Origin of the sequence: Paraburkholderia sp. RL17-380-BIE-A, from assembly GCF_046028085.1 — a bacterium.
GTDB lineage: Bacteria > Pseudomonadota > Gammaproteobacteria > Burkholderiales > Burkholderiaceae > Paraburkholderia.
The window spans coordinates 1-13,267 of the sequence record NZ_JARESQ010000010.1 but is presented as its reverse complement, the minus strand read 5'-3'; the positions used below and the strand labels follow the sequence as shown (position 1 = coordinate 13,267).

The 13,267-nt window shown below is 57.2% G+C and carries 12 protein-coding genes; 8 read left to right on the top strand and 4 right to left on the bottom strand.

Annotation, left to right across the window (positions count from 1 at the left end):
- The first annotated feature begins 35 nt into the window (after window positions 1-35).
- The 5 genes from P0D68_RS18050 (at window position 36) to P0D68_RS18030 (ending at window position 5,398) form a co-directional block, all read left to right on the top strand.
- Window positions 36-809, top strand: coding sequence for an acetoin reductase (locus tag P0D68_RS18050; RefSeq protein ID WP_408298643.1), 774 nt, complete (start codon window positions 36-38; stop codon window positions 807-809).
- Window positions 810-1,131: 322 nt separating this feature from the next.
- Window positions 1,132-3,030 (top strand): sigma 54-interacting transcriptional regulator, encoded by a 1,899-nt coding sequence (locus tag P0D68_RS18045; protein ID WP_494471294.1) that lies wholly within the window; start codon window positions 1,132-1,134, stop codon window positions 3,028-3,030.
- 160 nt (window positions 3,031-3,190) lie between these two features.
- Window positions 3,191-3,886, top strand: coding sequence for a 3,4-dihydroxy-2-butanone-4-phosphate synthase (ribB, locus tag P0D68_RS18040; protein ID WP_408298639.1), 696 nt, complete (start codon window positions 3,191-3,193; stop codon window positions 3,884-3,886).
- Between the two features lie 205 nt (window positions 3,887-4,091).
- Window positions 4,092-4,991: an NAD-dependent epimerase/dehydratase family protein gene (locus tag P0D68_RS18035; RefSeq protein WP_408298637.1), complete on the top strand. Its 900-nt coding sequence runs from the start codon at window positions 4,092-4,094 to the stop codon at window positions 4,989-4,991.
- Window positions 4,992-5,092: 101 nt separating this feature from the next.
- The gene (locus P0D68_RS18030) at window positions 5,093-5,398 is read left to right on the top strand and encodes an antibiotic biosynthesis monooxygenase family protein (protein ID WP_408298635.1); all 306 of its coding nucleotides are present in this window, start codon (window positions 5,093-5,095) and stop codon (window positions 5,396-5,398) included.
- Between the two features lie 143 nt (window positions 5,399-5,541).
- On the opposite strand, the gene P0D68_RS18025 is transcribed toward P0D68_RS18030, so the two are convergent.
- From P0D68_RS18025 to P0D68_RS18015, 3 genes are all read right to left on the bottom strand, one after another.
- The gene (locus P0D68_RS18025; protein WP_091808540.1) at window positions 5,542-6,312 is read right to left on the bottom strand and encodes an SDR family NAD(P)-dependent oxidoreductase; all 771 of its coding nucleotides are present in this window, start codon (window positions 6,310-6,312) and stop codon (window positions 5,542-5,544) included.
- 40 nt (window positions 6,313-6,352) lie between these two features.
- Complete coding sequence (locus P0D68_RS18020; protein ID WP_091808538.1) at window positions 6,353-7,666, bottom strand: MFS transporter; 1,314 nt, start codon at window positions 7,664-7,666, stop codon at window positions 6,353-6,355.
- Between the two features lie 337 nt (window positions 7,667-8,003).
- Complete coding sequence (locus tag P0D68_RS18015) at window positions 8,004-8,432, bottom strand: VOC family protein (protein WP_091808536.1); 429 nt, start codon at window positions 8,430-8,432, stop codon at window positions 8,004-8,006.
- Between the two features lie 550 nt (window positions 8,433-8,982).
- Here P0D68_RS18015 and P0D68_RS18010 point away from each other — a divergent pair.
- Complete coding sequence (locus P0D68_RS18010; protein WP_408298632.1) at window positions 8,983-9,798, top strand: IclR family transcriptional regulator; 816 nt, start codon at window positions 8,983-8,985, stop codon at window positions 9,796-9,798.
- Window positions 9,799-9,893: 95 nt separating this feature from the next.
- On the opposite strand, the gene P0D68_RS18005 is transcribed toward P0D68_RS18010, so the two are convergent.
- Window positions 9,894-10,709 carry an IclR family transcriptional regulator gene (locus tag P0D68_RS18005; protein WP_408298630.1) on the bottom strand — a complete coding sequence of 272 codons (816 nt, stop codon included), beginning with the start codon at window positions 10,707-10,709 and terminating at the stop codon, window positions 9,894-9,896.
- A gap of 444 nt (window positions 10,710-11,153) precedes the next feature.
- Here P0D68_RS18005 and P0D68_RS18000 point away from each other — a divergent pair, with 444 nt between their 5' ends.
- Complete coding sequence (locus P0D68_RS18000) at window positions 11,154-11,987, top strand: HTD2 family dehydratase (RefSeq protein ID WP_091808525.1); 834 nt, start codon at window positions 11,154-11,156, stop codon at window positions 11,985-11,987.
- On the top strand, window positions 11,977-13,200 hold the full coding sequence (locus P0D68_RS17995) for a CaiB/BaiF CoA transferase family protein (RefSeq protein WP_408298628.1): 1,224 nt from the start codon (window positions 11,977-11,979) through the stop codon (window positions 13,198-13,200). Before P0D68_RS18000 ends, P0D68_RS17995 begins: the two co-directional genes overlap by 11 nt.
- The last annotated feature ends 67 nt before the right edge of the window (window positions 13,201-13,267 follow it).

Here is a 13,267-nt window from a genome sequence, read left to right as displayed (position 1 = left end):
TCAACATCAATCAAATCTAATCAAGGAGACGAGTCATGACCGTTGCTCACGTTACGGGCGCCGCTCGTGGTATCGGGAAATCCATCGCGCTTCGGCTTGCAAGAGATGGTCACAATATCGCTGTTTCAGACCTTCCTTCGATGGAAAAGGAACTTGAGGAAACCCGCAAGCAAATCGAATCGTCGGGCGTCGGAGCAATCAGCCTGTACGGCGATATTTCTCAGCCTCAGTCGGTCAAGAAACTGGTCGAAAACACGGCAAGTGGACTTGGATCCCTCGACATCATGGTCGCCAACGCCGGCATTGCGCAAACCAAAGCACTTCTGGACGTGACGCCCGAAGAGTACGACAAGGTGCATGCTGTGAATGGACGCGGCGTGTTCCTTTGTTATACCGAAGCGGCCAGATGGATGATCAAGCAAGGCACGGGCGGGAAGATTATCGGCGCCTGCTCCATCGCGGGACATAAAGGGTTTCCTCTGTTGGGCGTCTACTGCTCGTCGAAGTTCGGCGTGCGTGCGCTCACGCAGTCAGCGGCTCAGGAATGGGCTCCTCATGGCATCACCGTCAATGCTTATTGCCCCGGAATCGTCGACACGCAAATGTGGGTGGAAGTCGATCGAGACCTCGGTGCGATTAACAAGGTCGGCAAAGGCGAGTCTATGAAAGCGATGGCGCAAGGGATCGCGCTTGGGCGTGTGTCCACGGGCGACGACGTCGCAGGATTGGTGTCGTGGCTCGCAGGCGCCGATTCCGCCTACATGACAGGACAATCGCTGCTAATCGACGGTGGCATGCTGTTTGTCTGACCACTCGACGGCGGCGAGCAGGATCAGCGCTTTCGGCGCTCCGATCCTGCTCGCTGTCGATCATTGCACAAGGGCGCCATCTACCTTTCGCAGACGCCCCGCTGTCAGGCCAGAGAACCAAAAAGGGCTTTAAATAAGGCTCGCTCTCAGCGATAGGCTCGGCCAATCATTGCAATCGGTCGATTACCGGATTTGGATTAGACGCCCGCACCCGAACGAACCTACGCCCTGGCGAGCCGCCAGACCATGAAGAATCAGCGGCTGGCATGTATTATCTGATACATGACACGGGCCATAAGGCCCGGACCTGGAGACAAAGTCGATGCAGCCAGATCGCCATAAAAGCATGGTGTTGACGTCAGTCGAGCGTCATCCGTTGCAGGCCGGCCCTCATTCTGATGGCAGCGTCCCTGTATCGTGGGAACGTTGCGTTGGACAGCATAGCCTGAGTCCCGATCGAATCGGTCGCCCGCTCGTGTTGTCTCCGTCCGAACTGAAGGATCATCGAGAACCCATGGGCGACCTGCTTGCGCTGTCGCAAGGAGAGGTACAGCGCCTCTTTGAGTTGCTCGCGGAGCAGGATTACATCGTGATGTTGACCGATTGTAATGGTATCGCTCTGGATTTCCGCTCCAACGCGCTCACGCTGGATGCCTGCGCGGCCGCCGGCGTTCTTCCCGGATCCATGTGGACCGAACAGGCACAAGGCACGAATGGCGTCAGCCTTTGCCTGCAGGAGCAACGCCCCCTCTCGGTCGTGATGGGTGATCACTTCGCATCGTCACTTGAACGGCTTAGTTGCACCGTTGCGCCGATTTTTGGAAACGCCGGGGAACTCGTGGCAGTGTTGAACGTGACGACTTTGATGCCTTCTGACCATGCCACGCAGGCAGTCGTGCGAAACGTCATTTCGGCGTCGGCGCGCCGCATCGAAAACCTGTATTTCGACCGACGTAATGCAGACAACCTGATCCTGCGAATCTCGAAGCACAGCGATTTTTGCGACACCGCGGGGGAAGCGCGCGTGGCCCTGGATTCGAACGGCCACATTCTCGATGCGACGCCTGCGGCACATCTGATGTTGCGCAATCGGTCCATGCCGCTCATTGGACAGCCTCTCTCGGAGGTACAAGGTATGGAAGAGTGGCTCGACGCCACCGACCAACCGGCAACGCCGCTCGCGTCGGTGAATGGCCGAATCTTCCTGCGAGCGGAAGAAGTCCGTCGCAGAACGTCGACGGCCTGTTCTTCCCAGCGTAGCCAGCGTCTGCGTACCGAGACGGCGGAACGCCCATGTCTGACGGAGCTGATTGGTGATGACGAGGGTATTCGTGAATCGATAAACATCGCCCGCCGGCTCGTGACTCATCATGTTCCCATTCTGCTACAGGGGGAGACCGGAACAGGCAAAAGCGCTCTCGCCCGTGCCATCCATATGGATGTTGGAGGCGATGACGCAAAATTTGTTTCGATCAACTGTGCTGCAATCACCGCCGAACTGATTGAGAGCGAACTGTTCGGCTACCGCCCCGGTGCATTTACTGGCGCCGCTCGGCAAGGGTCCAAAGGGCGCCTGCTTGAGGCGGATGGCGGCATGCTCTTTCTTGACGAAATTGGTGACATGCCTCTTGGATTGCAAACAAGGCTCTTACAGGTCTTATCAGATGGTGAATTCGTTCCAGTCGGCGCTATCCGTTCCGTCAGGGTGAACTTCGCACTGGTGGCGGCCAGTTTGCATGACATTGCTCAACTCGTGCGCGAGGGCAAGTTTCGGGAAGACTTGTATTTCAGACTAGCCGGAGCGACCGTTCGACTTCCGGCTCTACGCGAGCGCGAAGATCGACTTCAGGTAGTCGAGCAGGTCTTTGCTCAAGCGTCGAGAAACATCGGCAAGCGCTTCTCAAGCATCGATGAGCAGGCGAGACGCGCACTCGCAGCACACAACTGGCCTGGCAATCTACGTGAACTACACCACGCTGCGCGCTTCGCTGTCGCAGTTGATTCGGACGGAGTCATCACTCTGAACGATCTTCCTCCTCCGCTCAACGCCCGGAATGGCACCGAGGTCTCAACACCCGCTCGGAGTAAGCGCAATGCAATCGAAGTAGCGCTAGAGCGCAGCCATTGGAATGTTTCCGAAGCCGCCATTAGCCTCGGGGTCTCACGTTCCACGTTGCACCGGCAGATGAGGTCACTCGGGATCGACCGCCCGGAAGATTGAGTCGCACGAGCGTACTGACCGCTGCGACAGAAACTGTCGCAGCGCGTGTCATCTGCAACAGTGGCGAAGGTTCCTGGCCCTTGATTGATAGGGTATTTCAAACTGGCATGCTATCTGCACGCATCCTGTTGCTAAAAGTGCTACCCCAACAGGAGACATAATGAACTACGACAATATCGGCCGCGATGGCAATTTGACCTCGTCCGCCGTTCAGGAGGCGTTGGCGGCAATGGCCAATGGAACGCCTCTGGTCGTCGTCGACGGCGAAGATCGCGAGAACGAGGGCGATTTGATTGTTGCTGCGGAACATGCGACACCCGAAACAATTGCCTTCATGGTCCGATGGACTAGCGGCCTACTTTGCGTGGCCTTACCGGCCGAGCGGACATCCGAGCTCCAGCTCCCTCTCATGGTCGAGGAAAACACTGACTCAATGCGTACTGCTTTCACCGTGTCTGTCGACCTCCGGGAGGGGATCACCACCGGCATATCCGCCAGCGAACGAGCGGCAACGATCAGAGCGCTCGTTGATCCTTCGCGTCAGGCCTGCGACTTCAGTCGGCCCGGCCATATCTTTCCCCTTCGCGCGGTTCGTGAGGGCATTCTGGAGCGTCCAGGACACACCGAGGCCGGGGTCGACCTCGCCCGCCTAGCGGGATTGCGGCCGGGGGCGGTCCTGGCCGAAATCGTGAATGACGACGGCAGTATGGCACGCCGTCCGCAGCTGGAGCACTTCGCGCGCCTGCACGGGTTACCTCTTATCACGATCGACGATCTCGTCCGCTTCCGCCTGGAATTGGAAATCCTGGATTTTCCTCGTGATACATCACGTCGACCAGACAGCGTCGCAGCCTGACTCGTACACCGGCCCGGCAGGAATTCTCCCAAGCACGAGCGGGTCGGGTGGTCGGGGCCCAACCAAGCCTTCCATCGGCGCAGAAATAGTGTATTTCACATATGCACGATTGGAATCACTCATGAAATACGCTAGCATCAAAAGCCTCGGGCAATAGGCTCCTCGACGGGCCAAACGCCAATTGGGCTATTCGAATCGAGGTTCTATGCTTATCTTCCTCACCGGAGCCACGGGATACATCGGCGGCAGCGTGGCCACAAAACTGATCGCCGCGGGTCACCGTGTCCGCGGACTTGTTCGTTCGCAAGGCAAGGCTGACCAACTCGAAAAATCAGGCGTCGACCCAGTCATAGGCACGCTGGATGACGCCGATCTGCTCGGCACAGAGGCCCGGCAGGCGGACGGTGTGATCGACACCGCGAGCGCAGACCATTTAGCCTCTGTGGTGACTTTCATTTCGGCCTTGGAAGGCACGGAAAAACCTTTCATCCACACAAGCGGTTCGAGTGTGATTGGCGACGACGCCCGAGGTCTGTATGCATCAGACATGATCTTCGACGAAGAAAGTACCTTCGTTGTTGAAGCATCCAAGCAACCGAGGCGCGCTGTCGACCAGCTAGTCGTCGGCGCTGCAGATAGAGGCGTGCGCTCCGCTGTCATATGCCCCAGTAACATCTATGGCGTCGGTCGCGGCATCGGGCTTCGCAGCGTGCAAATTCCCGCCCTGGTCGACAACGCATTGCAGACGGGCGTCGTTCAAATCGTCGGCAACGGGACGAACCGATGGTCGAACGTTCACATCGACGATCTAACCGATTTATACCTGCTCGTGCTGGCGACAGCACCTCCGGGGGCATTCTATTTCGCGGAAAACGGCGAAGCTTCATTTGCGGATATCGGGGCCGCCATCTCGGCCAGACTTGGGCTCGGTGCCGTTCAGAACCTTTCTGCCGCCGATGCAGCTCACAAATGGGGCGAAGGTCGTGCATTCTATTCACTCGGAAGCAATAGCCGAGTGCGGGCCAAGCGTGCGCGAACTGAACTCGGGTGGGCGCCACGACACCATTCCGTGATAGATTGGATCACGACCGAAATGCCGGTTTGAAGTCCGCGAAACATTAACGCCTTGCGCCAATTAGGGCGTTCTCTCAGCGCGCCGCGATTGAGCTCACGTCTCTCCACTTTCCAAAGACCTCGAGGTGAAAAATGGTTCTCGAAGTAGCCAGCATTCAGATTCGACCCGGCATGCACGCGGAATTCGAAAAAGCAATTCGGCTTGGACTGGACACCGTCATTGCCAAAGCAACGGGATTTCAGCGCTATGAAATCCGTCGAGGTATCGAGTCTCCCGAGAGATATCTGCTGCAAATTCTCTGGCAGACCCTGGAAGATCACACTATAGGATTTCGTGAATCTCCTGCCTACACCGAATGGCGCACTATCGTAGGGCCGTTCTTCGAGAGCCCCCCGGTCGTCGAGCACTTCGAGGTCGTCGCGACATCCGCGTCCTAAGCGTCACCCTTGCATTATCAAAGTTTCGTTGTGGCGGCAATGCAAATTACAGATTTGCACCGGCTTTTAGTCCCTTCATGCTCGCAGTCGGCAGCCAGATCGAACATTCCAGGCCACACACAGGGAGCCGGTGCGAACCCGGTTCAATGGATGTGGCTCCCACCATTAACATCGATTGTTGCGCCGGTCACATAGCCCGAAAGGTCGGACGCGAGAAAAAGACAAGCACCGGCAATTTCAACGGGCCGGCCTGCCCGCTGCAGCGGAATGGTCGCTTCAATCTCGCGCTGCCTATCTGCGGTCATACCGTCTAGCATACCGGTCTCGGTCATTGAAGGACAGACGACGTTTGCACGAATGCCCATCGGACCGAATTCACGTGCGATGGTCTTCGTAAGGCTGATTACGCCACCCTTCGATGCGGCGTAATGCGCACCGCCGACAAGGCCCCCTCCCCTCTGCGCGGCTACCGATGCCACGTTCACGATCGCGCCACGCTTCTGCTCCGCGAAGATTTCCAGCGCACTCTTGCAAAGATTGAAGGCGCCCTTGAGATTCACGTTCATGATCCGATCGTAGTCCTCGTCCTCGATTGTCAGGAAGGACTGCGCCTTGACGATAGCAGCACTGTTCACAAGAGCGTCGACCGATCCGTAACGTGCGAGGACCTCTTTGAACAATCGTCGACAGTCCGCGCCGTCGCCGATATCGCACCTGATGCCGATGACTTCGGCTGCGCGTCCGGTTTTTTTCTCGATCGATGCTTTGATTTCAGCCGCAATACTGTCATTCATGACGACATCGACCGCGACTATTTTCGCACCGTGTTCCGCGAATAGCTCCGCTGTCGCGTAGCCGATCCCGCGCAGCGAACCCGCGCCGACAATTACACAAACCCTATCATTCAAAAGCATATCGATACTCCATTTTCTACTGATGCCGCTTGCGCGGAGCTTAACGTTTGATATCCAGGTGCCGTGTTTCCGGGCCCGTCAGAATTGCAATGAGCGATGCGCCCACGATGACAGCACAGAACGCGGTGATGACCCACGTTTGCCCGCCCGAACGCTGCAGCAACCAGGCGCAGATGAACGGAGTCGGGCCGCCCATCAACAAGTTTGCGCCGGTATATGCCGCGGCAGACCCGGAATAGCGGACATTCGTCGGGAACGGCTCGGCGAAATATGCGGGCTGCACGCCCGACTGAATTTGAAGCGAACCAATGAAGGCCGCCATCGCGAGGAAAATGACGTACCAATTCTTCGTGTCAAGGAGAGTGAAATACGACAGGGCAATTACCATCGTCAGGATGGACGCTATCAGCATCGTGGGCTTGCGGCCGATGCGGTCGCTCACCGCTCCACCGCCGATCACGGTGCATACCGCGAGCACATTCGCGCCCATCAGGCAGAGGAATGCTGTCTGGCTGGGAAGTGCCAGATTCTTCGTGATATAGCTCAGCGAAAATACTGTAATCACGTAAAAACACGCTGTAGGCGCACACCACACGATCAACAGTCGGACGATGGTTCCCGGATACTGCGCAAATGCTTTTACCAGCGGAACCCGGTCGTCCTGGCCTTTCGCGTGTGCTTCCTCAAAGGCCGGCGTTTCAGAAACGCGCAGCCGGATATACAGACCGACAATGACAAGCACAAAGCTGAACAGGAACGGCACCCTCCAACCCCACACCTGAAACTGCTCTGTGCCGAGGAGGCTGACCAACGCGAAAAGCATTCCGTTCGCCACCGCTGCACTGAGCGACGAGCCGATGTTGATGAAGGAACCAAACAGGCCGCGCCGGTTCTGTGGCGCATGTTCCATTGTCATCAGCTGCGCCCCGGTTGCTTCGCCGCCCAAAGCGAACCCTTGCAGGAAACGCAGAAGTACAAGGCACACCGGTGCGGCGAAGCCGATCGTGGCATAGGTCGGTAGGCAACCGATCAGAAACGAGGCAGCCCCCATCAGAGACAGGGTATAGAGCAGGATGTTCTTGCGGCCGATGCGATCGCCCAGCGCGCCGAAGAACAATCCGCCAAGCGGACGTGCAAAGAAGCCCACACCAAACGTAATGAATGCCGCCAGGATTCCCATGTTGGGATCCATCGACGTGAAGAATAGCTTTGGAAAGACAGTCGCGGCCACTGCGCCGTAGGCGGTGAAGTCGACCCACTCCAGCGCAGCACCAATCGTGCTGGCGATGGTCGCTCGCTTCGCCATCGAGGTGGACTCTTCGACTGGCACCTCCATCGTTAAGGTATTTCTCATTTCGCTGTCTCCTGCTGGATGATTTAAATAGTTTGGCAACGCATTCGGTCTAAACACTCCGACCGGTATGTCAGGTTCGAGCTTCAGTTACATCCGCATGAAGACAAGCTATGCCATCGCGTCTCAGGGGTGCGCCGGCTTGCTGAAGCGGCCGGTAACACCGGGCAAGCAATTCCATCTGCGGTCTCCTCCGGCCATATGTATGCCGGCTTCTTGTTCTCTGGAAGACTGAATGTGAGACGTCTGTCAGCGTATGACGACCGTTGAAAAGCTCGGCGCTCGGGGCGCCAAAGCCTTTCACGGCGGAATAACAGGCACTCAGGTAGAACGTTTCAAATCACTTGCCAAAGAGGTTCGGCTGATGCACTTCGATGACGTTGCCGTCCGGGTCTTGCAGAAACACCTGGTGCCAGCCAGCAATCGCCCAGCGGCCGTAGTCCGAGTAGCGGATTCCAAGTTGGTCAAGACGCTTCTTGAAGCCCTCGATGTCATCCGTTCGGAAACAGAAATGCCCACGAGCCATGGGGTTGACGATCTGCTTCATTTTGAAACCCGTGTCGAGATCGCGCTCTGCCCAGTGAAACTCGATATCGCCATCCGTCAGGAAGTCGACTTTTCCGTTGTACCCCGTCGTCGTGCTTTCAGCATTGACCCGCGCATGCTCCTCATCGTGGATCGTGCCGAGTTCAAAGAGCGTCTGATAAAACTTGGTCAAACGCGGCAGGCTGTCGGTACAGAGATTCATGTGGTGGAACTTGAACTTCATGGTGGATCCTCTAGCAGTTCGAGACAGTGAGACACTGCGATTAACAGTGTGTTGATCTGCGCTCGGGTGGTGGCAAACATCTGCTTACACAGCACGTTGTTGAATCTGGACCGGGTTTGCCGAGCGCTTGGTGACAAGTTAAGACGTTTCATTGGTGAAGTCAACTATGCACTAGTGAAAACACCTACTGTTGTTGGATGTGGAGCCGTTCGAATAGTTTGCTGCCGCGGCTTGCTGATCGTTGAACGCAAGGCTCGCATTTAAAAACCAATAAAATGGTTATATTTCAATTGGTTAAGACGAATCCACTCCCGCGACCGCCCGGTTGGTCGCTGGAGCTTAAAGTGCGCGTTGCGGTCTGCCGAAGGCAACGCTGAGTTGCCAGCCAAGGGAAAACACTTAGAATTAAATCACCTGTGCAGATAACATTTCACTTATAAAATTAGTGCAACGAGTGCCTTAGCGCGGGCAGGATCGCCGTCGCCAGCACGTGTATGCATTTCGAGCAACGTCTCGAGCGCCGCGACATTTGCAACCGGAGAACTACCTGATGAGTGACGATTTCGACGATGTAGTGAAGTCAGTCGAGCCGGGTGCGAGGCACTACTCGGCGCCCGCGTTGGAGAAAGGGTTGGATATTCTGGAAGTTCTGTGCCGAAGTCAGACGCCGGTCACACAGAAGGATCTAGCCGCACAGGTCGGCAGGAGCGTGGGTGAGATCTATCGCATGGTGCTGTGTCTCGTGAACCGCAATTACGTTGCACAAGCCGACGACAGCTACTACATCACGACAAAGCTGTTCGAGCTTTCCCACCAGAACCCACCAACTCACCGCCTCTTGCTCGAAGCGACTCCGGTGATGAACAGACTTGCAAGCGATCTGGACGTGTCGTGCCACCTGACGGTTTATAACCAGGGAAAGCAGGTCGTCATCGCGAAGGTCGACACTCCGAGCGGTATGGGTTTCAGTCTCAGGGTCGGCTCTGATCTGGACGTACTGATCTCCGTCTCTGGCCGTGTGCTGGTCGCGTTTCAGGGCGCCGAGACCAGGCGATTGCGAGTGAGCGAATCGCTTCAGCGCCGGGCTGACCAAGACCATCCTCAGATGGACATCGTTCTGGATTCCATCCGCGACCGTGGTTTTGAGTCGGCGCCGAGCTCACAGGTACGGGGACTGTATGCTGTCAGCTTCCCGATACTTGATTCTCAAGGGCATGCGAGCGCAGCGCTGACAATCCCGTACGCAGAAAGGATCGACCAGATGACCAGGAATTCGATAACAACGATTCAGGACGCGCTGGCGGGCGCCGCAAGCGCTATTTCTGCCCGTATTGGTGGCGCGTCGCGCGGGCCTGAAGAAAGGTAATAAAAAATTGCGCCGCCAAGCTCAGCGGAAATCTGTTTCGGCGACGAGCGGCTGCCGGACGTTCGCCGCAGAGTAGCAGGCACCTACACCGCGTATCAACGGGCTGGCCGTGCTCGTGACGGGCCGCCAATCCGGGCACATAACTGCCGAGCGGCATCGCCGAGGGCTTCTTCGATTTCCGGGATGGATTTTCGCCGGGCCTGGTCGATCCGCTCCGCATAGGGAACCGTCAACGCAGCGATAGCATGATTCTGGGAGTCCAGAATCGGGTAACTCACCACGTATAACCCGCGCACCTGCACACTCGGAGCTGACTCATAACCCCGCTCCTTGATGAAATCGAGGACGCCATCGATCTGCGGATCGACTTGCTCGGGGCGTCGCTTGAGCGATTCCTCAATATGGAAAAGCCGCGTCTCCTTGTCCTGGAACGCCAGCAGCACCCGCCCGGACGCCGACACTATCACGTCAAGCTCGGATCCTACCCGCACGCTAAACCCCATTCCGCTAGGTGAATCGACTTTGGCAATAACGATCTGGCGGCCCTGACCGTACACCGTAAGATGACATGCCTGGTCGAGCTGGCTGGAAAGTATCTGCATGAGAGGACGAGCCTCTATCAGCAGCCGGTGAGTCGGCGGATTGTTATGAGACAGTTCGAACAGTTTTGTCGTGATGTAGTAGCTGTCGTCAACCTGCGTCACATAGTTACGACTGACCAGAACGGCAATCATCCGGTAGATCTCACCCACGCTGCGTCCCAACTGCTGCGCGATGTCTCTCTGTGAAAGCGGCTTCTCCGTCCGGCAAAGAATCTCAAGGATATCAAGACCTTTCTCGAGTGCCGGCGCCGAATAGCTGCGTGCCTCCGAGTCCGTGGATTTTTCAGCGTCAGTAACATCGTCCTTCATTATGGGGCCTTCAGAATCTCGCTTTGCTTCACGTTAAGGGGGCGGGCCTTCGGCTTGGACCCTTGGGCAGCACCGGCTAGACCGCCTTCTCACTCTCGTTGCGGTGCACAAGGGCGGAATCGGGTCACTTTACTGGATCAGATTGCACGATTCAATCGAGTTCTGCCGCCTTCCAGTTCCACGCCCGCACCAACCTCCTGCCACGTTCAGGGGCGATCTCTCCCCGCTGCAGCTCACATCTCGTAAAATCGCCCCCATTTCTCACCAGCAAACCAATCAATTCACTCATGAAATTGCGCTTGGCGTTTACCATAACTTTACGCACTGCATAGAAACTATACAATTACTAATGAAATGTAAATTTCATATATGCAGATTTCGCTCAGCACTCCACCGCCGCGACGGCGGAGCCGGGAGTCGCGCAGCGCTAGAGGAAAACGACCGATGCTTAACGACGTTGAATACCAGCCGGCAACGCGAGACGAGATCTGTTCGCTCTCGGCTGTACGGCGAGTGGCCGCGATGCTGGATCTGCCTGCGGGAGCTTTCGCCGAAGGTGATCCGCTTCCAAAAGGCTGGCATTTCGTCCTGATGGGCGCTGACACCCGTCGATCCGAACTTCGCTCCGATGGTTTCCCTGGACTCGGCGTCCCGATGCCCGACCTGGGGCTTCCTCGCCTGCTGATGGGCGGACGAACCGTCCAGTACCACAGCGACATCCCCGTTGGCGCAAAAGTTATGCGGGTCAGCGCAATCCGAAGTCTTGTCCAGAAACAGAACGCCTCGGGGCCGATTGCGATCGCGACGATTGATCACGAGCTGAGACTGGCCGGCGAGACCGCTCCTGCCATTACCGAAACGCAGACCTACGTCTTGCTGCCCGAATCCCGATACAGCCCCGTAACAGGACAGCCCCAAGCCGTTACTGGAGCAACCACCAAGTCGGTGCGCCCCGACGAGACGTTGCTTTTCCAGTACTCCGCGCTCGGGTTCAACTCCCACAAGATTCACATCGACCGGACGTATGCACGAGAGGTTGAGGGATTCCCGGACCTGGTCGTCAACGGCGGCCTGTCAACGTTGCTCCTCACGGAGTTCGCGCGGAACGAGCTTGAACTCAACCTGCGTAGCTTCACGATGAAGAATGCCGCACCGTTGTTTTGCGGTCGGCAAATCACGCTCGCGGCGGATTGTCAGGGCGAAAAATGGCGCCTGAGAGCGCACGATGAGACGGGAAAAATCGCTGCAGAGATGGAGGCTGAAGTAAATGACTTTTGAACCGCTGAAAGGAATTCGGGTACTCGACCTGACCAGTGTCGTCGTGGGGCCAGTATGCTCGGCAAGGCTGGCGCAATATGGCGCCGAGGTTGTCAAGGTAGAAAGCCCTGATGGCGACCTCATGCGTGGGCTCGGCGGCTTATCGCCAACGGGGCAGCATTCGGGTGCCTACCTGCATTTGAATCGTGGAAAGCGCAACATTTGCTGCGACCTGAAAAAACCGGGTAGCCAGGCAATCATGGACAAGCTTGTCGCGTCCTCTGATGTGATCATCGCGAATATGCGGCCGCAAGCGCTCAAGCGCCTGGGACTCGATGCGGACACCTTGAGAGAGAGGCATCCCGACAAGATTTATTGCCTGATAACCGGCTACGGCACTGATGGCCCGTACGCAGGCCACCCTACGTACGACAGCGTCGTTCAGGCGGCAACCGGAATGACCGGGTTGACGCTTGCAAGAGACGGTGTGCCGGCGTACGTGCCCATGCTCATCTGCGATCATGTCGTGGGTGAAATCGCCGCGGGTTCCATCCTTGCCGCAATCCTGCAACGGAACGTGAGCGGCAAAGGATCGACGCTGGAAGTTCCCATGTTCGAGACGATGTCGGCGTTCGTGTTACAGGAGCATCTCGCGCAGCAGAGTTTCGACCCGCCGGTCGGCCCCCCGGGTGACCTTCGACTTCTCAGCCCTCACAACAAGCCGGTGAAAACATCGGACGGCTGGATTGCTTTTACGATCAACACGGATCAGCAGGTTCGTGCGTTTCTGAATGCGGTGGGCCGAACGGAGCTTATCGGCGACCCTCGCTTCGCGACGGTGGGTGCGCGCGCAGAGAACGTCAAGGAGTGGTTCGAGATTCGTGGCGCCCCCCTCACCGACAAGACGACTTCCGAATGGCTGGACATCCTCCAGCGGGCGGACATCGCAGTCAAACCGTGTCATACGCTCGAGACGCTACCGCACGACCCTCACCTTGAGGCAGTCGGTCTGCTCCAGTATGAAGAGCATCCCACGGAAGGCAAAACAGTCGCAATCCGGCCCACAATCAGTTTCGATAATGCGTATCCGCCGCTGCGGTCATTTTCTCAACCACGAGGGTGGGAGACTTGCGCCCTACTTGAAGAGGTTGGTTTTTCGTCGCCCGAGATCGAGACTCTGCTCGCGGATGGGGCGGCTGTAGAGAGTTCTGGACGCCGGGGCTCGGCTGCCTGACGGACACGCATGGCGCGCCATGCGATGGTCAACGACGGGACAAAAACTTAGACTCTGAGAGATTAAC